This is a genomic window from Clostridium algidicarnis, from assembly GCF_000703125.1.
GTDB classification, from domain to species: Bacteria; Bacillota; Clostridia; order Clostridiales; family Clostridiaceae; genus Clostridium_L; species Clostridium_L algidicarnis.
The window spans coordinates 698008-717398 of the sequence record NZ_JNLN01000001.1; the positions used below are offsets into that span (position 1 = coordinate 698008).

The window sequence follows — 19391 nt, forward strand, 5'->3', positions numbered from 1 at the left end:
TCGCGTCCTATTAGTATTTAAGTTCTAAAACTTCTGGCTTCTGTGCTTGTTGATCATGCTCAGAACCTCTGTATACTTTAAGTTTTCTTAATGTTTGTCTTCCAAGTACTCCTGTTGGAAGCATTCTTCTTACAGCCTCTTCAAATGCATATTCTGGCTTCTTTTTTAATACCTCTCTGTAAGGTGTTTCTTTTAATCCACCTGGATAAAATGAGTGATGTCTCAACATCTTTTGATCTAATTTCTTTCCAGTTAAAACTACCTTTTCAGCATTGATTACTATTACATAATCACCTGTATCAACATTTGGTGTGAATATTGGTTTGTGTTTTCCTCTTAATATAGATGCTACTTGGCTGGCAACTCTACCCAATGGTTTTCCTGCTGCATCAACTACATACCATTTTCTATCAACTTCTCCTGTTTTAGCTATGTATGATTTCATCTTTTTCCCTCCCTGAACTTCTTATATAAACTTTTTCGTTCTTCTATTTCTATGTGAAGATCCAACCTTCGTGGATCTTATACACTTAGCAAATATAGTTTTTTCAAACATTATCATTGTAATACAATCTTCCTGGTGTGTCAATGTATTTTATTAAATTAATAAAATACTTTTTCTAAACAAAGCCCTGATGATAAAACTGCTTTCCCTGCTTTAGATCTATCCTTTGATTCTATTATATCTCTTATCTGCTTTGGTGGCATTTTACCTTTTCCCACTTGAACTAAAGTACCTACTATTATTTTAACCATATTATATAAAAATCCATCTGCGGTTATATAGATCTTTATATAATCATTTTCTTTATATATTTCTATATCTTTAATAGTTCTAGTGCTAGTTTTAACGGAGCTTCCCATATTTTTAAATGCAGAGAAGTCTTGTTTTCCTAGAAAATATTTACTGGCTTCTATCATTATATCCACATTTAGGGGTTTCCTTACATGATATACATAATTTCTATATAATGCTGGAACGCTTTCCCTATTAAATATAGTGTAGGAGTACGTCTTTGCTACACAACTATATCTAGCATGGAATTCTTTTTCTACCTCTTCTGAACTTAATATAATTATGTCTTCTGGTAAATTTAGATTTATAACATTCTTAATTTTATCTGATGGTATTGTGGATTTAGTATGAAAGTTTAGTACAAAAGCTTTTGCATGTACTCCAGCATCTGTTCTACTACATCCTATTACATCTAAGCTTTCACCAGTTGATTTAAATATAGCCTCTTCAATTTTTTGTTGAATAGTCATAGCATTGTTTTGCCTTTGCCACCCACTATAATTTGTTCCATCGTACTCTACTATTAATTTTATATTTTTCATTATAATATCCAACTATATATAATATATTGCTATGGATAATGTTGCTAAAGAAAAATATATTATAGCAGCAACCAAATCAATACCTTGCATTTTAAGTTGTTTCATTCTAGTTCTACCTTCTCCACCCCTATAACATCTTGACTCCATAGCCATAGCAAGCTCATCTGCTCTTCTAAATGAACTTATAAATAGTGGCACAAGTAATGGAATTAATCCTTTTGCTTTGTTTATTATATTTCCACTATCAAAATCAGCACCCCTAGCCATCTGAGCCTTCATTATTTTATCAGTTTCATCCATTAGTGTAGGTATAAATCTTAATGCTATAGTCATCATCATTGCTAGTTCATGAGCAGGTAAACCTATCTTTTTAAAAGGGCTTAAAAGCCTTTCAATTCCATCTGTAAGTTCAATAGGTGATGTTGTTAATGTAAGTAACGATGTTCCAATTATCAAAAATATTAATCTTAATACCATAAAGCCTGCTGTACTTAATCCTTCTTTATATATCTTTATAAATTTCCATTGAAATACAAGTTCAGTACCCTCTACCATAAATAAATTTAAAATAGCTGTTACAACTATAAGTATAAAAACAGGTTTTAGACCTTTGTATAAATATGTGGGTGATAATTTTGCAACTGAAACCGTAGCTAATATAAATGCCACTACAAATATGTATCCACTAAAACTTTTGATTAGAAACAATTGGATTATAAATAATAATGATATTAATATTTTAGTCCTGGGGTCTAATTTATGAACAAAAGATTCCCCCGGTACATATTGTCCTATTGTAATATCTTTTATCATAAGTTCTTCCCCCTATAAGCTAGCTTTTTTGGTATTATCTAAATATTTTAAAACCGCTTTTTTAGCTTGATCAACTGTAAATATATCTTTTTCTATCTCAAAGCCTTTAGCTCTTAATTCTCTAACTAAATAAGTAATTTGTGGAGCTGCAAGTCCAACCTCTTCTAACCTATCGATATTTTGAAATATTTCTTTTGGCTTTCCATCTAAAATGCAGGTTGCCTTATTCATTACTATAATTCTATCTGCTACCTTCGCAACATCTTCCATGCTATGTGAAACTAATATTATAGTCATATTATAATCCTTGTGTAAGGTTTTAATTTGAGACAATATATCATCTCTTCCCTTTGGATCAAGCCCTGCTGTGGGCTCATCTAATATAAGTGTCTTAGGCTCCATAGCTACCACCCCTGCGATTGCTACACGTCTCTTTTGTCCTCCACTTAAATCAAAGGGTGATTTATCTTTATATTCTTCGTAATCTATTCCTACCATTTCCATGGCTTTTTTAACCCTTTTAAGTATTTCTTCATCTTTTAGCCCTAAATTTTGGGGTCCAAAAGCTATGTCCTTTTCTACAGTTTCTTCAAACAATTGATATTCAGGATACTGAAATACTAAGCCTACCTTTTTTCTTACATCACTTAGCTTTACTCCTCTTTTAAGTATATCTTGCCCATCAATTATTATCTTTCCACTGGTTGGTTTTAATAAACCATTTAGGTGTTGAATAAGTGTTGATTTCCCTGATCCTGTATGCCCAATAAGGGCAACAAATTCACCATTATTTATCTCTAAATTTATATCATCTAATGCCTTCTTTTCAAAAGGCGTATTTTTCATATAAATATGGGTTAAATTTTCTATCTTAATTGACATAATTTATTCACCATCTCATCTATAGTTAATATTTCTGTATTAATATCAATTCCACTCTTTTTTAATTCATAGGCAAGTTCAGTAACCTGTGGAACATCTAGTCCTATCTTTTTCATTAATTCTACATTTTTGAAAACATCTCTTGGTGTACCCTCTATTATTATCTTTCCTTCATCCATAACAGCTATACGATCTGCTTCTACTGCTTCTTCCATATAGTGGGTAATAAGTATTATAGTTATTCCAAACTCTTTATTAAGTTTCTTTATAGTGTTTATTACTTCTTTTCTCCCTGAAGGGTCTAGCATAGCTGTAGGTTCATCAAATACTATGCATTTAGGCATCATTGCTAGTATGCCTGCTATAGCTACTCTTTGTTTTTGACCACCTGACAAGAGATGTGGTGCATGTTTCCTGTACTCGTACATACCTACTGTTTTTAAACTTTCTTCTACTCTTTTTCTTATCTCACTAGGTTCTACTCCAAGATTTTCTGGGCCAAAGGCCACATCTTCTTCCACAATTGTTGCAACTATTTGATTATCAGGATTTTGAAAAACCATACCTGCTTTGCTTCTAATATTCCATGTATTATTCTCATCAGATGTATCCATGTTATCAACATAAACTTTGCCTTCTGATGGTATTAATAGTGCATTTAAATGTTTTGCAAGGGTAGATTTTCCCGAACCATTATGTCCTAATACTACTAAAAACTCTCCCTTTTCAACCTCTAGGTTAACACCATTAACAGCATACTTCTCTGAATTATCTTCTGAATTAATATATTTGTATGTAAGGTTTTCGCATTTAATCATAGTATTTTTCATTTAATAGTCCTCCAAAATAAAAATGTGCATATAAGTAATGAAAAGTAGACTTTATAAATCTATTTTCCATTACTTACATATTAATAATATTAATATACTAATAAAATAACATACTCAACAATAAAAATAAATAGATATATTAAAATGGGGACTAAGCTAATGCCACTTAATCCCCTTAATTGTTATACTAATTCTAATATAACTACTTCTGCTGCGTCTCCTCTACGTGGACCTACTTTATAAATTCTAGTATATCCACCATTTCTTTCACTGTACTTAGGAGCTATATTATCAAATAAATTTCTTACTACTTCTTCTTCAGTTACGAAAGCAAGCGCTTGCCTTCTTGCATTAAGATCTCCCTTTTTTCCAAGAGTGATCATTTTTTCAGCTAATCGCTTTGTTTCTTTTGCTCTTGCTTCTGTAGTTTCTATCTTACCATATTTTAAGAAACTAGTAACAAGATTTCTTAACATTGCTCTTCTTTGGTCGGTTGGACGACCTAATTTACGGTACACTGCCATAACTTTACCTCCTTACTCGTCGTTTAATCTTAATCCCAAACCTAAATCTTTAAGTTTTCGTTCTACTTCTTCTAGGGACTTTCTTCCAAGGTTTCTTACCTTCATCATATCTTCAATAGATCTTTGGGCAAGTTCTTGAACTGTATTTATTCCAGCTCTCTTTAAGCAGTTGTAGCTTCTAACTGATAAATCAAGCTCCTCAATAGTCATTTCAAGAACTTTTTCCTTCTTATCTTCTTCTTTTTCTATCATAATCTCTACATCATTTGCATGATCAGTAAGAGTCATGAATAACTTAAAGTGTTCTATTAGAATTTTAGCTGATAAGCTTAAAGCCTCTTCTGTTTTTATGGTTCCATTTGTCCAGATCTCTAAGGTTAGCTTATCATAATCTGTGATTTGACCAACCCTTGTGTTATCTACGGTAAAGTTAACTCTTTTAACTGGAGTATATATGGAGTCTATAGGTATAGATGATATAGGAAGTTCTTCGATTTTGTTTTTGTTTTGTGAAACATAACCTCTTCCTCTTCCAACTATAATCTCCATGTATAATCTTGCATTATCATCCAGGGTTGCTATATGTAGATCTTTATTAACAACCTCTATATCGCTATCAGTTTTTATATCTCCAGCGGTTACTTCGCAAGGTCCCTTTGCATCTATATATATAGTCTTAGGCCCCTCACCTGTCATTTTAAGAGCAAGAGATTTAATGTTTAATATTAATTCTGTTACGTCTTCTTTAACACCTGGAACTGTTGAGAATTCATGAAGTACACCATCTATCTTTACATACCTAGCTGCAACGCCAGGTAGTGAAGATATTAATATTCTTCTTAACGCATTCCCAAGAGTTATACCGTATCCTCTCTCTAGAGGTTCTACAACAAACTTACCATAACTTTCATCTTCGCTAATTTCTATACACTCAATTTTAGGCTTCTCGATTTCTAACATTGGCAAACCCTCCTTGTTTTTTAAATGGCAACCTTATATGAGGGCAACTGATTCTATATCTACTAAATTGATTTTTCTATATTTAGCAGACTATTAGATTATTACTTACTATATAACTCAACTATTAATGTTTCATTTATAGGAGCGTCTATATCATCTCTTGCTGGTTCAGCAATAACTGTTCCTTCAAAATTTTCTGGATTTGATGTTAACCACTTTGGTAAAGTTTTTGGATTTTCAGCAAATGTTTTGAATTTCTCAGTAGCCTTGCTCTTATCACAGATAGATACAACATCATTTACTGAAACTTGGTAAGATGGAATATCTACCTTACTTCCGTTTACTAGGAAATGTCCGTGAGTAACTAATTGTCTAGCTTCTGTTCTTGAAGCCCCGTATCCAAATCTAAAAGCTACATTGTCTAATCTCATTTCTAGTAGTCTTAATAGATTTTCACCTGTTATTCCTCTTTGCTTATCTGCTTTTTCATAATATGTTCTAAATTGTTTTTCTAACACACCGTAGATTCTCTTAGCTTTTTGCTTTTCTCTTAATTGTAATCCGTAGTTGGATACTTTCTTTCTACTTTGTCCGTGTTGCCCTGGAGCATATGCTCTTCTTGCAAACGCACATTTATCTGTATAGCATCTATCTCCCTTAAGAAATAGTTTCATACCTTCTCTTCTGCATAATCTGCAGGTAGCTTCAGTATATCTTGCCATTAATTACACCTCCTGTTACTTATACTAAACTCTTCTTCTTTTTGGTGGTCTACAACCATTGTGTGGTATTGGAGTAACATCTTTAATTAATGTAACTTCAATTCCAGCTGCTTGTAATGATCTTATAGCTGCTTCTCTTCCTGATCCTGGTCCTTTAACATAAACTTCAACACTCTTTAAGCCATGCTCCATTGCAACTTTTGCAGCTGTTTCTGCTGCCATTTGTGCTGCATATGGTGTACTCTTTCTTGATCCTCTGAATCCTAAAGCACCTGCACTAGACCATGATAAAGCATTTCCAGCTGTATCAGTTAAAGTTACTATTGAGTTATTGAACGTTGACTTTATATGTGCTGCGCCATGTTCAATATTTTTTCTTTCTTTTCTTCTTCTTGTTTTCTTAACCTTTTGTGCTGCCATTACTCTACCTCCTTACTATTTCTTTCTATTAGCTATAGTTCTCTTTGGACCTTTTCTTGTTCTAGCATTAGTTTTTGTTTTTTGTCCTCTTACTGGAAGACCTTTTCTATGCCTTATTCCTCTATAACATCCAATTTCAACTAATCTTTTTATGTTAAGGGCAACTTCTCTTCTAAGATCTCCCTCAACCTTTAAGTTTTTATTTATATATTCTCTTATAACATTAACTTCTTCCTCACTAAGATCTTTTACCCTAGTATCAGCATTAATGCCAGTTTCTTCTAACAGTTTTTTAGCGCTGGAATTTCCTATTCCATATATATAAGTTAGACCTATTTCTATTCTTTTCTCTTTTGGTAGGTCAATACCTGATATTCTTGCCATTAAAATTTACACCTCCTGGTATTTAAACTTGCTTTTATATAGAAAATAATTTATCTTCTATATTTTTAATTTATATATTTAAAATCCTAGGTCAATAGAGTATGTCGGTCCCTCTATTGTCAGCCTTACCTAAAACTTAATAGCAGATTGTTTTTTTATTAATTACTATTTATGAAATTAGCCTTGCTTTTGCTTATGCTTTGGATTTTCACAGATTACCATTACTCTTCCTTTTCTTTTTATGATCTTACATTTTTCACAAATAGGCTTAACTGACGGTCTTACTTTCATAGCTAATCCTCCTTATTACTTTGCTCTCCAGGTAATTCTTCCACGAGTTAAATCGTAAGGTGAAAGTTCTAATGTTACTTTATCACCTGGCAAAATTCGTATGAAATTCATTCTTAATTTTCCTGATATATGAGCAAGTATTACATGCCCACTTTCTAATTCTACCTGAAACATAGCGTTTGGTAAAGCATCAATTACTGTACCCTGCATTTCTATTATATCATCTTTTGACATAAGGTAATCAAACCTCCTTAACAATGGCTTTTAATATTAAAAAGCTTTTAATCTTAATATCTATATCTCGCTCATCACTTAACAAACTATCTTTAATCTCATTTGCAACCTCACAAGTTAAATTAAGATGCTTAAGCTTTTTTCTTTTAGGTTTACTTATAGTTTTCTTCTTTCCGTCAGCAACTAACACATAATTATCATCTATTCTTTCAATAATTATATATCCTTTATCCTTATCCCTGCCAGCTTTAGAATATGCAATTTTACCAATTAAGTCATTGTCTTGCAAAATATTCACCTCTATGATTACCTTAGCAATAAATCTACATTGAGATATAAGATTCAATGTGAATTTATAACTAAGCAGTTGTAACCTTATTTTGTTAGCGTAAGTATCTCTGGACCTTCATTTAATATAGCTACTGTATTTTCATAGTGTGCGGACAAGCTTCCATCTACAGTAACAACAGTCCATCCATTTGGTTTCGTAATTACTTTGAAACCACCTATGTTTACCATAGGCTCAATAGCCAAAACCATTCCACTAACTAATTTGGGTCCTTTCCCAGGTTTTCCGAAGTTAGGAATTTGGGGGTCTTCATGCATATCCCTTCCTATTCCATGACCTACATAATCTCTCACTACTGAAAACTTATTGTTTTCAATGTGCTGTTGAACAACGTAAGATATATCTGTAAGCCTATTACCTACTACGGCTTTTTCTACACCTTTGAAAAAACTTTCTTTTGTAACCTCTATAAGTTTCATAATCTCACTAGAAACTTTTCCAACAGGGATAGTTCTAGCAGCATCTCCTTGGTATCCATTTAAAATAGCTCCACAGTCAATACTTATGATATCACCTTCATTTAAAACCCTGTTGGTTGGTATACCATGAACTACTTCTTCATTAATAGAGGTACATATGGAAGCTGGAAATCCACCATATCCTTTAAAAGAAGGTTTTGCACCTTGCTTAGTTATAAATTCTTCCGCAAATTCATCTATCTTTGCAGTAGTAATTCCTGGTCTTACTATCTCTTCTAATTTTAAAAGAGTATCTCCCACCACTTTTCCTGCCTGCCTCATGTATTCAATTTCTTCGTGGGTTTTAATAATTATCATTTTTATTGCTCCCTAGAATGTTACATATTTCCTCGAAAACTACATTAATAGCTTTAGTACCATCTACAATAGATAGTAACCCTTCGCTCTTATAATAATTTATCAAAGGCTGTGTTTGTTCATCATAGACATCTAACCTTTCACTTACAGTACTTTCAACATCATCTTTTCTTTGAATTATATCAGTACCGCAAATATCACATCTACCATCAATGGTTGGTGGATTAAATTTTATATGATAACTAGCACCACAAGCTGGGCAAACCCTTCTGCCTGTCATTCTTTCTAATATGAAGTCTCTTGGGACATCTATTAAAAGAGCTGTATTAAGCTTTTCATCTCTAGAATTCAAAAAGCATTCTAGAGCTTCTGCCTGCGTAACTGTTCTAGGAAAACCATCTAATAAGTACCCTTTATCACAATCTTCTTCTCTTAATCGATCTTTAACTATATCTATAGTTAAGTCATCTGGAACCAAATGACCTTTATCAATATGTTTTTTAGCTTCAATGCCTAAAGGGGTATTTTCTGAAATATTTTTTCTAAATATATCTCCTGTGGATATATGTGGTATAGAATATCTGTTGCTTATTGATTTTGCTTGTGTGCCCTTGCCTGCACCCGGTGGACCTAATAATACTATTTTCACTGGCATCATCTCCATCATCCTTATTTAAGAAATCCTTGATAATGACGCATTACTAATTGAGATTCCATTTGTCTTAATGTATCCAAGGATACTCCTACCATTATAAGCAACATTGTACCACCAAATGAAATTCCCTTAAAAGAAGTGTAATTTTCAAGTATTATAGGGAATAAAGCAATTACCGCTGCAAAGATACCTCCTATAATAGAAATTCTATCTAGGATTCTTTCTAGGTATCTCGCTGTTGCATTTCCTGGTCTTATACCTGGTATAAATCCAGCTGATTTACTCATATTCTCTGCCATTTCTTCAGGTTTCATTGTAACCTGTGTATAGAACCAAGTAAAGAATATTGTTAACACAGCATAAAAGATTATATACATTATAGAGTTATTCTTAAATGGACTGAAACGTCCATTTACTATCACTTTATTAAACCAAGATAAAGGCCAAAATTGTCCTATTGTAAAAGGAAATTGCATAACAGACATAGCAAATATTATAGCTATTACAGCTGAACTAGTTATGCTTATTGGAATATGTGAAGACTGTCCTTTAAACACTTTATTACCAACTGACTTTCCAGCATATTGAACAGGTATTCTTCTTTCTGCAAGTGACATACCTATTACTGATAATAATAAAGCTAATGCTACTATTACAAATACAGCAATTTCTACAGGTCCGATATACTGACCTTTTTTAAGAGATGATATTTTAAAAATGGTATTTGGGAATCTAGATATTATATTTACAAATATAATAAGTGAAACTCCATTACCAAGTCCTTTAACAGTGATCATATCTCCAAGCCACATCAAAAATGTTGATGCTGCTAATAAAGTTAATATTATCATGACTACATTCATCATGGAAGCATCTTTTATTGCATTTTGACTTTGTATTAATAAAAAAGATCCATAAGCTTGTAGAACTCCTATAGGTATAGCTGCATACCTAGTAATATTTTGTATCTTCCTTCTTCCATCTTCTCCCTCTTTTGATAGTTGTTCTAGTTGAGGGATTGCAATAGTTAATAATTGCATAATAATTGATGCATTAATATAAGGAACAACACCTAATGCAAATATACTAAATGTACTAAATGCACCTCCAGATATTAAATCATAAAAGTTAATTAGGTTTCCAGATTGACCTGCAAAATCTGCTAAACGACTTGTATCAATTCCAGGAACAGGAATATGATTTCCCATCCTGAAAATTGCAATTAAAAACAAAGTGTATATCAGTCTTTTGCGCAATTCTGGAACCTTCCAAGCATTACGTAGGGTTGATAGCATTTTTATACCACCTCAACTTTTCCCCCAGCCGCTTCAATTTTTTCAGCTGCAGTTTTAGAGAACTTAGTAGCTTTTACTGTTAAGTTCTTTTCTAAATTTCCATTTCCTAAAACCTTAACTCCGTCTTTAATCTTGCTTACTACTCTTCTTTCAAGCAATAATTCTGGTGTCACAACTGTACCATCTTCAAATATATTCAATCTGTTAATATTTACTTCAACATATTCTTTAGCAAATATATTGGTAAATCCTCTTTTAGGTAGTCTTCTGTATAGTGGCATTTGACCTCCTTCGAATCCTGGTCTAACTCCACCACCACTTCTTGAATTTTGTCCGTTTTCACCTTTTCCGGCATTTCTTCCAAGTCCTGATCCTGTACCTCTACCTACTCTTTTAGGAGCTTTTCTGCTTCCTTCTGCTGGTTTTAATTCATGAAGTCTCATCTATCTTTACACCTCCTTGCTCTCTTAAACTTCTTCAACTTTCAAAAGATAACTAACTTTATTTATCATACCCATTATTTGAGGAGTATCCTCATGCTCAATAGTTTTTCCTATCTTTTTAAGTCCAAGAGCATTTGTAGTTGCTATGTGATCTTTTTTTCTACCAATTAAACTCTTAACTAAAGTTACTTTTAGTTTAGCCAAGGCAATCCCTCCTAACCTAAAATCTCTTCAACGTTTTTGCCTCTAAGCTTCGCAATTTGCTCAGCTGTTCTTAGACGACTTAATCCGTTGATTGTAGCATTAACCATGTTTCTTGGGTTTTTAGAACCTAAAGATTTTGCTCTTACGTCTTTTAAACCTGCTAGTTCAAGTACAGCTCTAGCTGCACCACCAGCTATAACTCCAGTACCTTCTGTTGCTGGCATTATAAGTACTCTACCAGTTCCAAACATACCATCAATTCCATGAGGAATTGTAGTTCCAACCATAGGAACTTCTATTAAATTTTTCTTTGCATCTTCGATGCCTTTTCTTATTGCTTCAGGTATTTCAGCAGATTTTCCCATACCAACGCCTACATGTCCGTTCTCGTCTCCGACAACAACAAGAGCGCTGAATCTGAAGTTTCTACCACCCTTAACAACCTTAGTTACTCTGTTTATAAAAACAACTTTTTCCTTAAGGTCTAGTGTGCTAGGATCGATTCTCATTTATTTCCCTCCCTAAATTAGAATTCTAAGCCAGCTTCTCTTGCTGCTTTTGCAAGTTCTTCAATTCTTCCGTGATATATGTATCCACCTCTATCAAATACAACTTGCTTAATTCCTTTATCTAATGCTTTTTTAGCAATCATTTCTCCTACTTTTTGAGCAGCTTCTTTATTGCTTCCTAAGCTTATCTCTAAGTCTTTATCTAAAGTAGAGGCAGCTACAAGTGTGCTTTGTGAAACATCATCTATAATTTGAGCATATATATGTCTTTCACTTCTATAAACAGAAAGTCTTGGTCTCTCAGCTGTACCAGCTATTTTTTTACGTACTCTAAGATGGCGCCTTTCTCTGCTTTTTTGTCTGTCATCCTTCTTTAACATAAAGGTTCACTCCTTTCTATTACTTTTTACCAGTTTTACCTTCTTTACGTCTTATGATTTCGCCCTCATATTTTATACCTTTGCCTTTATATGGCTCTGGTTTTCTCCAAACTCTTATATCAGCAGCTGCATCTCCAACAGCTTCTTTATCTATTCCTTTTATTGCAACTTTATTTGCTGCAAGGATTTCAAAAGTTACTCCGCCTACTGGCTCTATTTCAACTGGATGTGAAAAACCTAAGTTTAACACTAATTTTTTTCCTTGAAGTTGTGCTTTGTATCCAACTCCAATTAATTCTAATGTCTTTTGGTAACCTTCTGTTACTCCGATAACCATGTTATTTATTAAAGATCTTGTCAATCCGTGAAACGCTCTAAGTTGTTTTTCATCGCCTGATCTAGTAACTACTATTGTGTTATCTTCAACAGCTATAGTCATTTCTTTTCTCATAGCTCTTGTAAGTTCACCTTTAGGGCCTTTTACTGTAACAACATTGTCTGGTGTTATAGTAACATTTACGCCGCTTGGTATAGCGATGGGCATCTTACCTATTCTTGACATATTCGCACCTCCTACACTCCGATTACGCATATCCATGCATTCTATTAATATTTATATAAACTCTTTATACTACCAAACGTAGCAGAGTACTTCTCCACCAAGTCCTGCTTTTCTAGCTTCTCTATCAACCATTATTCCTTGGGAAGTTGATATTATTGCTATTCCTAAGCCATTTAATACTCTAGGGATTTCTTCTTTTCTAGAATATACTCTTAGTCCTGGTTTAGAGATTCTCTTTAATCCAGTTATTACTTTTTGATTGTTTGAAACATATTTCAAAGTGATTCTCATCATTGGAACTACTCCATCAGAGTATTCCTCTATATCCTTTATATAACCTTCTTGAAGTAATATATTAGTTATAGCCTTCTTAACTGTTGAAGAAGGAACCTCGACTATTTCATGTCTAACAGCATTTGCGTTTCTTATACGAGTCAGCAAATCTGCAATTGGATCCGTGATAACTCCCATATTCATTGCCTCCTTTCGTTACATTAACCTTTACCAGCTTGCTTTTCTGCATCCAGGTATTTCTCCCTTATGTGCAAGTTCTCTAAAGCAAATACGGCAAATTCCATACTTACTTAAAACCGCATGGGGTCTTCCACATAATCTACATCTTGTATAAGCTCTAGTAGAATACTTAGGTGTTTTTTTCCATTTTTCTATTATTGCTTTACGTGCCACGTTTTCCCCTCCTTAATTACTGAGCAAATGGCATACCAAGGAATCTTAATAACTCTCTTGCTTCCTCGTCTGTCTTTGCACTAGTTACAAATATTATATCCATTCCTCTTACTTTATCAATTTTATCATATTCCACTTCTGGGAATATTAATTGTTCTTTTATTCCTAATGCATAGTTTCCTCTACCATCAAAAGATTTATCTGATATTCCTCTAAAGTCTCTAACTCTTGGTAAAGCTATACTTATTAGTTTATCAGCAAATTCGAACATTTGGCCTTTTCTTAACGTTACTTTACAACCTATTGGCATGTTCTCTCTTAATTTAAAGTTAGCTACAGATTTCTTTGCTTTAGTTAGTATAGGCTTTTGACCAGTTATTAATTGAATATCAGCCATAGCTGAATCTAAAACTTTAGAATTATCTTTTGCCTCTCCGACTCCCATGTTAATAACTATTTTCTCTAACTTTGGAACTTCCATAATATTCTTATATCCAAACTTTTCCATCAAAGCTGGGACTACTTCGTTATCATATTTTTCTTTTAGTCTTGGAATCATCAATTTTACCTCCTTTCAGATCCTAAAATGTTTCTTCACATTTCTTGCAAACTCTTACCTTTGTTCCATCTTCTAATAGCTTATTGCTTATCCTTGTTACAGATTTGCATTTTTTACAATATAACATAACCTTTGAGCTATGTATTGCTATTTCTTCTCTAACTATTCCACCTTGCATATTTTCTTTGCTAGGTTTCTTATGCTTAGATACTATGTTAACTCCTCTAACTAGGACTTTACTGCTTTTAGGTGTAACAGCTATTACTTCACCCGTTTTACCTTTATCTTTTCCGGATATAACCATTACCGTATCACTTTTTCTTACATGAACCTTCATTGTGTTGCCACCTCCCTATCTTATAGAACTTCAGGTGCTAATGATAATATTTTTGTGAAATCTTTTTCTCTTAGCTCCCTAGCAACTGGTCCGAAGATACGTGTTCCTTTTGGCTGTTTATCTTCTTTAATTACAACAGCTGCATTTTCATCAAATCTAATATAAGAACCATCAGCTCTTCTTAAGCCCTTAACTGACCTTACAATTACTGCTTTAACTACTTCACCTTTTTTAACAACTCCACCTGGTGTTGCACTTTTAACGCTAGCAACTATTATATCTCCAATGTTTCCGTATTTTCTTCCGGAACCACCTAAAACTCTAATACACATTATTTCTTTAGCACCAGAATTATCTGCTACCTTAAGCCTGCTTTGTTGCTGTATCATTCAAATATCCTCCTTTCAGTTTAAAGACTACTTTGCCTTTTCAACTATTTCAACAAGTCTCCATCTTTTATCTTTTGATAAAGGTCTTGTTTCCATTATCTGTACTCTATCATTTAAATTTGCTTCATTATTTTCATCATGAGTTTTAAACTTTGTAGTTTTGTTAACTGTTTTTCCGTATAACGGGTGACGTACTTTAGTCTCAACAGCTACAACTATAGTTTTATCCATTTTATCAGAAACAACTCTTCCGACTCTTGTCTTTCTATTTGCTCTTTCCACTGAATTGACCTCCTTTCAAGGTTATTGTTGAATAGACCTTAACTCTTCTTCTCTTAAGATGGTCTTTACTTGGGCTATAGACTTTTTAACTTCTTTAATTCTCATTGGATTTTCTAATTGGCCTGTAGCTAATTGAAACCTTAAATTAAAAAGCTCCCCTTTAAGGTTATCTAGCTTACCTTCTAGTTCTTGGGGTGAGTTTGTTCTTAAATCTTGTAACTCTCTAGCCTTCATTACTTTCACCACCCATTTCCTCAAAATCGCTCCTTGTAACAAACTTAGTTGATATAGGAAGCTTATGTTGAGCAAGTCTCATTGCTTCTCTTGCTACTTCTTCTGAAACACCTGATAATTCAAATAAAACTCTACCTGGCTTAACAACTGCTACCCAATATTCTGGTGAACCTTTACCGGATCCCATACGAGTTTCAGCAGGCTTTTCAGTTATTGGCTTATCTGGGAAAATCTTTATCCAAAGCTTCCCACCTCTTTTAATATATCTATTGATAGCTATTCTAGCTGCTTCTATTTGATTGCTAGTAATCCAACCGCATTCAGTTGCTTGAATTGCGTAATCTCCGTAAGCTATAAAATTACCTCTTGTAGCTTTACCACGCATTCTACCTTTCTGAACTTTACGATGTTTTACTCTTTTAGGCATTAACATCTCGAATTCCTCCTTTCTTATGCGTTAGCCTCTTCCTTTTTCACTGGAAGAACTTCTCCCTTATAAACCCATACTTTTACTCCAATTTTACCATATGTTGTATTTGCTTCTGCAAATCCATAATCAATGTCTGCTCTTAATGTTTGTAGTGGAATTGTTCCATCATGATAATGTTCTGTTCTAGCTATTTCTGCACCAGCAAGTCTTCCTGCACAATTTATCTTAACACCCTTAGCTCCAGCTCTCATTGATCTTTGAATTGTTTGTTTCATTGCTCTTCTAAAAGAAATTCTTTTCTCAAGTTGTGCTGCTATATTTTCAGACATTAACTGAGCATCTATTTCTGTATTTCTAACTTCAACTATATTAATTAATATATTTTTACCAGTTATAAACTGTTCTAATCCCTTTTTAAGTGTGTCAATTCCTGATCCACCTTTTCCAATGATTACTCCAGGTTTTGCTGTATATATATTTAATTTAATTCTTTTAGCAGCTCTTTCAATTTCTATTTTTGAAATACCTGCTGCATAGGACTTTGTTTTAACGTAATTTCTGATTTGATTATCTTCTATAAGGTAATCAGCAAAGTTTCTCTTATCAGCAAACCATTTCGCATTCCAATCTTTAATTACGCCAACTCTAAAACCATTAGGATTTACTTTTTGTCCCACTATATTTCCCTCCTTTTTAAGCTATTTCTTTAACAATTACTGTTATATGACTTGATCTTTTATTTATTCTAAATGCTCTTCCTTGAGCATGTGGTTGAAATCTTTTTAATGTTGGTCCAGGTCCCGCATACGCTTCTGAAACTATCAATCTAGAAACATCTAAATTAAGATTATTTTCAGCGTTTGCTACAGCTGACTTTAGAACTTTGTCTATAACTACCGCAGCATCCTTTTGGGTGTATTTTAGTATAGCAAAAGCTTCATTTACATTTTTACCTTTTATTAAGTTTAAAACAATCCCAACTTTCATTGGAGACATTCTCACATATTTAGCTATAGCTTTAGCTTCCATTTCTAATTCCTCCTTTCTCAAGGCTTATCTTACCTTTGATGATTTTTCACTATTAACGTGACCTCTGTAAGTTCTTGTTAATGCGAACTCACCTAGTTTATGTCCTACCATGTCTTCACTAACGAAAACTGGAACATGCTTTCTACCGTCATGAACTGCTATGGTATGACCTATCATTTGTGGAAAAATAGTTGAACTTCTTGACCAAGTCTTTACAACCTTCTTTTCACCAGATTTGTTCATTTCGATTATCTTCTTCAAAAGACTTTCATGGACAAAAGGTCCTTTCTTTGTTGATCTACTCACTAGATATTCCTCCCTTCAAATGGACACAGTATATCAAAGAGAATATTTCATATTCTCCTTGACTACTTACTGTTTCTTCCTCTTATTATTAATCTGTCTGAATATTTCTTAGTTTTTCTAGTCTTATATCCAAGTGCAGGTTTACCCCATGGTGTAAGTGGTGATGGTCTACCTATTGGTGCTTTACCTTCTCCTCCACCGTGTGGATGGTCACATGGATTCATAACGGATCCTCTTACTGTAGGTCTCCATCCCATATGTCTTTTTCTTCCTGCTTTACCTATGTTAACATCTTTATGTGCTACATTTGAAACTATACCTATAGTAGCCTTACACTCAACTCTTACATATCTAACTTCCCCACTTGGAAGTCTTAGTGTAGCATAGTTACCTTCTTTAGCCATTAGTTGAGCAGATGATCCTGCTGATCTAACTAATTGAGCTCCTCTTCCAGCATGAAGTTCTATGTTATGAATAACAGTACCTACTGGTATGTTTTTCATTGGAAGGGTGTTCCCTGGTTTAATATCAGATTCTGATCCAGATACTATAACATCTCCAACTTTTATTCCAACTGGAGCGATTATGTATGTCTTTTCTCCATCAGCATATACTATAAGTGCTATGTACGCTGATCTATTTGGATCATACTCAATGCTTGATACCTTTGCTGGTACACCATCTTTGTTTCTTTTGAAATCTATTATTCTATACTTTTGTTTAGCTCCACCGCCTTGGTGTCTAACAGTTATCTTACCATGAGCATTTCTACCCGCTGTTTTGCTTTTTGCAACTAAAAGAGACTTTTCAGGTTTATCTGTTGTTATCTCTTCAAATGTTGGCATCGTCATTTGTCTCCTTGATGGGGTAGTCGGTCTAAAACTCTTAACTGCCATCTAAATTCCCTCCTTGCTTACGCTTTTCTGGCTTTTTGCCAATACCTGCTTTTTCTTATTGCATTCCGTCAAAGAATTCTATTGTTTTGCTATCTTCTGTTAATTTAACAATAGCCTTTTTGTAGTCTGCTCTCTTTCCTACATGTACGCCTACTCTTTTTGTTTTTCCCATAGTTCTAATGGTCTTTACATCTTCAACTTTAACTCCAAAAACTTCTTCAACAGCTCTCTTTATTTGAGATTTGTTAGCTGATACATGAACGATGAAGGTGTATTTTTTTTCTGCCATAGATGTCATGCTTTTTTCTGTTATAACAGGTTTTCTTATTATATCATGACTTGTTAACTTCATTATGCGTACACCTCCTCAATCTTAGACAAAGCGTCCTTAGTTATAATAACTTTTTCGTATTTCAATAAATCATACACATTAATGTTGTTTACTGGGATTACGCTTACTCCCTCAATATTTCTTGAAGATTTATATATTACTTCATTTGACTCTGAAGTAATTATTAATGCTTTCTTAGCTTCAAACGCATTAAGCATTTTAACTATTTCTTTTGTTTTTGGAGCATCTAGGCTTAAGCTCTCTAAAACTATCATTTCATTGTCTTGAACCTTGCTTGTTAAAGCAGATTTCATAGCAACTTTTCTCATTGTTTTAGGAACTGAAACTCTATAATCTCTTGGCTTTGGTGCAAATACGATTCCTCCATGTATCCATTGAGGTGCTCTTATTGAACCCTGTCTAGCTCTACCTGTTCCTTTTTGTCTCCAAGGCTTTATTCCGCCTCCTGAAACTTCTGCTCTTGTCTTAGCTGATTGTGTTCCTTGTCTTTTATTTGCAAGTAACGCAACAACTACTTGGTGCATTGCATATTCATTGACTTCTACTCCAAATACGCTATCTGATAATTGGAAATCTCCAACCTTTTTACCTTCTACATTAAATAATCCTACTTTAGGCATTCTACTTCCTCCTTTCTTCCAAAGAATTAAGCCTTAACGGAATTTCTTATTACAACCATTCCCTTGTTTGGTCCTGGTATTCCACCTTTAATCAATATTACATTTTTCTCTGGCATTATTTTAACAACTTGAAGATTTAATACTGTTGTATTAACATTCCCCATATGTCCTGGCAATCTTTTGTTTTTAAATGTTCTTGATGGATCTGATGATGCTCCCATAGACCCTACTGCTCTATGGAACTTAGAACCATGGGACATAGGTCCTCTATGTGCGTTCCATCTCTTAATTGTTCCTTGGAACCCCTTACCTTTAGAAATACCACTTATATCAACTTTGTCTCCTTCTTCGAAGGTATCAACTTTGATTTCTTGGCCCATTTCATATCCACTGCAGTCCTCTAATCTAAATTCTCTTACAAATCTTTTAAATGGAGCACCTGCTTTAGTAAATTGTCCTTTTCTTGGTTTGTTCACTAATTTTTCTCTTATTTCTCCAAAACCTACTTGTATAGCATCATATCCATCTTTTTCTGTAGTCTTCTTTTGAAGTACTACATTTGGAGTTGCTTCAACAACAGTTACTGGAACTATTTTACCATTAGCATCAAATATTTGTGTCATGCCAATTTTTTTACCCATTATTGCTTTTTTCATTACCTTACACCTCCTAAACATATTAGCGGATCACCGATTTAAG

At 33.6% G+C, this 19391-nt stretch carries 36 protein-coding genes; all 36 read right to left on the reverse strand.

The features are described from left to right. Positions 1-10: 10 nt before the first annotated feature. The 36 genes from rplM to rplC all read right to left on the reverse strand — a co-directional run bounded on the left by rplM (position 11) and on the right by rplC (position 19348). The gene (gene rplM / locus BV55_RS0103440) at positions 11-445 is read right to left on the reverse strand and encodes a 50S ribosomal protein L13 (protein WP_029451374.1); all 435 of its coding nucleotides are present in this window, start codon (positions 443-445) and stop codon (positions 11-13) included. A gap of 158 nt (positions 446-603) precedes the next feature. Continuing rightward, positions 604-1338: a tRNA pseudouridine(38-40) synthase TruA gene (gene truA / locus BV55_RS0103445; RefSeq protein WP_029451376.1), complete on the reverse strand. Its 735-nt coding sequence runs from the start codon at positions 1336-1338 to the stop codon at positions 604-606. 12 nt (positions 1339-1350) lie between these two features. Then, positions 1351-2151 carry an energy-coupling factor transporter transmembrane component T family protein gene (locus BV55_RS0103450; protein ID WP_029451378.1) on the reverse strand — a complete coding sequence of 267 codons (801 nt, stop codon included), beginning with the start codon at positions 2149-2151 and terminating at the stop codon, positions 1351-1353. Positions 2152-2163: 12 nt separating this feature from the next. Then, positions 2164-3033: an energy-coupling factor transporter ATPase gene (locus BV55_RS0103455; protein ID WP_029451379.1), complete on the reverse strand. Its 870-nt coding sequence runs from the start codon at positions 3031-3033 to the stop codon at positions 2164-2166. Then, positions 3018-3863 carry an energy-coupling factor transporter ATPase gene (locus BV55_RS0103460; RefSeq protein WP_029451380.1) on the reverse strand — a complete coding sequence of 282 codons (846 nt, stop codon included), beginning with the start codon at positions 3861-3863 and terminating at the stop codon, positions 3018-3020. The genes BV55_RS0103455 and BV55_RS0103460 overlap by 16 nt, the downstream gene beginning before the upstream one ends. 182 nt (positions 3864-4045) lie before the next feature. Continuing rightward, the gene (gene rplQ / locus BV55_RS0103465; protein WP_029451381.1) at positions 4046-4387 is read right to left on the reverse strand and encodes a 50S ribosomal protein L17; all 342 of its coding nucleotides are present in this window, start codon (positions 4385-4387) and stop codon (positions 4046-4048) included. A gap of 12 nt (positions 4388-4399) precedes the next feature. Then, a complete protein-coding gene (locus BV55_RS0103470; protein WP_029451383.1) occupies positions 4400-5347 on the reverse strand; it encodes a DNA-directed RNA polymerase subunit alpha in 948 nt (315 codons plus the stop codon). Positions 5348-5448: 101 nt separating this feature from the next. Beyond that, positions 5449-6069, reverse strand: coding sequence for a 30S ribosomal protein S4 (gene rpsD / locus BV55_RS0103475; protein ID WP_029451384.1), 621 nt, complete (start codon positions 6067-6069; stop codon positions 5449-5451). 24 nt (positions 6070-6093) lie between these two features. Further along, on the reverse strand, positions 6094-6489 hold the full coding sequence (gene rpsK, locus BV55_RS0103480; RefSeq protein WP_029451385.1) for a 30S ribosomal protein S11: 396 nt from the start codon (positions 6487-6489) through the stop codon (positions 6094-6096). Between the two features lie 15 nt (positions 6490-6504). Continuing rightward, positions 6505-6873 carry a 30S ribosomal protein S13 gene (rpsM, locus tag BV55_RS0103485; RefSeq protein ID WP_029451386.1) on the reverse strand — a complete coding sequence of 123 codons (369 nt, stop codon included), beginning with the start codon at positions 6871-6873 and terminating at the stop codon, positions 6505-6507. 177 nt (positions 6874-7050) lie between these two features. Further along, a complete protein-coding gene (gene rpmJ, locus BV55_RS0103490; RefSeq protein ID WP_025434559.1) occupies positions 7051-7164 on the reverse strand; it encodes a 50S ribosomal protein L36 in 114 nt (37 codons plus the stop codon). A gap of 15 nt (positions 7165-7179) precedes the next feature. Next, complete coding sequence (infA, locus tag BV55_RS0103495; protein WP_029451387.1) at positions 7180-7398, reverse strand: translation initiation factor IF-1; 219 nt, start codon at positions 7396-7398, stop codon at positions 7180-7182. Positions 7399-7405: 7 nt separating this feature from the next. Further along, positions 7406-7696 carry a KOW domain-containing RNA-binding protein gene (locus BV55_RS0103500; RefSeq protein WP_226104648.1) on the reverse strand — a complete coding sequence of 97 codons (291 nt, stop codon included), beginning with the start codon at positions 7694-7696 and terminating at the stop codon, positions 7406-7408. A 77-nt stretch (positions 7697-7773) separates the two neighbouring features. Further along, on the reverse strand, positions 7774-8523 hold the full coding sequence (map, locus tag BV55_RS0103505) for a type I methionyl aminopeptidase (RefSeq protein WP_029451389.1): 750 nt from the start codon (positions 8521-8523) through the stop codon (positions 7774-7776). Beyond that, a complete protein-coding gene (locus BV55_RS0103510) occupies positions 8510-9172 on the reverse strand; it encodes an adenylate kinase (protein ID WP_029451390.1) in 663 nt (220 codons plus the stop codon). Before BV55_RS0103510 ends, map begins: the two co-directional genes overlap by 14 nt. 20 nt (positions 9173-9192) lie before the next feature. Next, entirely contained in the window at positions 9193-10473 is a 1281-nt protein-coding gene (gene secY, locus BV55_RS0103515) for a preprotein translocase subunit SecY (RefSeq protein ID WP_029451391.1), read from the reverse strand. Between the two features lie 2 nt (positions 10474-10475). Then, positions 10476-10916 carry a 50S ribosomal protein L15 gene (gene rplO / locus BV55_RS0103520; protein WP_029451392.1) on the reverse strand — a complete coding sequence of 147 codons (441 nt, stop codon included), beginning with the start codon at positions 10914-10916 and terminating at the stop codon, positions 10476-10478. A 24-nt stretch (positions 10917-10940) separates the two neighbouring features. Beyond that, positions 10941-11120, reverse strand: a complete 180-nt coding sequence (gene rpmD, locus BV55_RS0103525; protein ID WP_029451393.1) for a 50S ribosomal protein L30 — start codon at positions 11118-11120, stop codon at positions 10941-10943. An 11-nt stretch (positions 11121-11131) separates the two neighbouring features. Next, positions 11132-11629, reverse strand: a complete 498-nt coding sequence (gene rpsE / locus BV55_RS0103530) for a 30S ribosomal protein S5 (RefSeq protein ID WP_029451394.1) — start codon at positions 11627-11629, stop codon at positions 11132-11134. Between the two features lie 17 nt (positions 11630-11646). Further along, entirely contained in the window at positions 11647-12009 is a 363-nt protein-coding gene (rplR, locus tag BV55_RS0103535) for a 50S ribosomal protein L18 (RefSeq protein ID WP_029451396.1), read from the reverse strand. Positions 12010-12028: 19 nt separating this feature from the next. Beyond that, on the reverse strand, positions 12029-12571 hold the full coding sequence (rplF, locus tag BV55_RS0103540) for a 50S ribosomal protein L6 (protein ID WP_029451397.1): 543 nt from the start codon (positions 12569-12571) through the stop codon (positions 12029-12031). A gap of 69 nt (positions 12572-12640) precedes the next feature. Then, positions 12641-13042 (reverse strand): 30S ribosomal protein S8, encoded by a 402-nt coding sequence (rpsH, locus tag BV55_RS0103545; protein ID WP_084170487.1) that lies wholly within the window; start codon positions 13040-13042, stop codon positions 12641-12643. A 30-nt stretch (positions 13043-13072) separates the two neighbouring features. After that, positions 13073-13258 (reverse strand): type Z 30S ribosomal protein S14, encoded by a 186-nt coding sequence (locus BV55_RS0103550; protein WP_029451399.1) that lies wholly within the window; start codon positions 13256-13258, stop codon positions 13073-13075. 16 nt (positions 13259-13274) lie between these two features. After that, the gene (rplE, locus tag BV55_RS0103555) at positions 13275-13817 is read right to left on the reverse strand and encodes a 50S ribosomal protein L5 (protein WP_029451400.1); all 543 of its coding nucleotides are present in this window, start codon (positions 13815-13817) and stop codon (positions 13275-13277) included. 22 nt (positions 13818-13839) lie between these two features. After that, positions 13840-14154, reverse strand: a complete 315-nt coding sequence (rplX, locus tag BV55_RS0103560) for a 50S ribosomal protein L24 (protein WP_029451401.1) — start codon at positions 14152-14154, stop codon at positions 13840-13842. Positions 14155-14174: 20 nt separating this feature from the next. Beyond that, positions 14175-14543: a 50S ribosomal protein L14 gene (rplN, locus tag BV55_RS0103565; protein ID WP_029451402.1), complete on the reverse strand. Its 369-nt coding sequence runs from the start codon at positions 14541-14543 to the stop codon at positions 14175-14177. 27 nt (positions 14544-14570) lie between these two features. Then, positions 14571-14825 carry a 30S ribosomal protein S17 gene (gene rpsQ, locus BV55_RS0103570; RefSeq protein ID WP_029451404.1) on the reverse strand — a complete coding sequence of 85 codons (255 nt, stop codon included), beginning with the start codon at positions 14823-14825 and terminating at the stop codon, positions 14571-14573. 21 nt (positions 14826-14846) lie between these two features. Next, complete coding sequence (rpmC, locus tag BV55_RS0103575) at positions 14847-15059, reverse strand: 50S ribosomal protein L29 (protein ID WP_029451405.1); 213 nt, start codon at positions 15057-15059, stop codon at positions 14847-14849. Next, positions 15049-15492 (reverse strand): 50S ribosomal protein L16, encoded by a 444-nt coding sequence (rplP, locus tag BV55_RS0103580; RefSeq protein WP_029451406.1) that lies wholly within the window; start codon positions 15490-15492, stop codon positions 15049-15051. The genes rpmC and rplP overlap by 11 nt, the downstream gene beginning before the upstream one ends. Before the next feature lie 17 nt (positions 15493-15509). Next, the gene (rpsC, locus tag BV55_RS0103585; RefSeq protein WP_029451407.1) at positions 15510-16166 is read right to left on the reverse strand and encodes a 30S ribosomal protein S3; all 657 of its coding nucleotides are present in this window, start codon (positions 16164-16166) and stop codon (positions 15510-15512) included. A 16-nt stretch (positions 16167-16182) separates the two neighbouring features. Then, on the reverse strand, positions 16183-16518 hold the full coding sequence (rplV, locus tag BV55_RS0103590) for a 50S ribosomal protein L22 (RefSeq protein ID WP_029451408.1): 336 nt from the start codon (positions 16516-16518) through the stop codon (positions 16183-16185). A gap of 24 nt (positions 16519-16542) precedes the next feature. Continuing rightward, positions 16543-16824, reverse strand: a complete 282-nt coding sequence (gene rpsS / locus BV55_RS0103595; RefSeq protein ID WP_029451409.1) for a 30S ribosomal protein S19 — start codon at positions 16822-16824, stop codon at positions 16543-16545. Between the two features lie 62 nt (positions 16825-16886). Next, positions 16887-17720, reverse strand: a complete 834-nt coding sequence (gene rplB, locus BV55_RS0103600; protein WP_029451411.1) for a 50S ribosomal protein L2 — start codon at positions 17718-17720, stop codon at positions 16887-16889. Positions 17721-17775: 55 nt separating this feature from the next. Next, positions 17776-18072, reverse strand: coding sequence for a 50S ribosomal protein L23 (rplW, locus tag BV55_RS0103605; RefSeq protein WP_029451412.1), 297 nt, complete (start codon positions 18070-18072; stop codon positions 17776-17778). Beyond that, entirely contained in the window at positions 18072-18692 is a 621-nt protein-coding gene (rplD, locus tag BV55_RS0103610) for a 50S ribosomal protein L4 (protein WP_029451413.1), read from the reverse strand. Before rplD ends, rplW begins: the two co-directional genes overlap by 1 nt. Before the next feature lie 26 nt (positions 18693-18718). Beyond that, entirely contained in the window at positions 18719-19348 is a 630-nt protein-coding gene (gene rplC, locus BV55_RS0103615; protein ID WP_029451414.1) for a 50S ribosomal protein L3, read from the reverse strand. Positions 19349-19391: the final 43 nt, after the last annotated feature.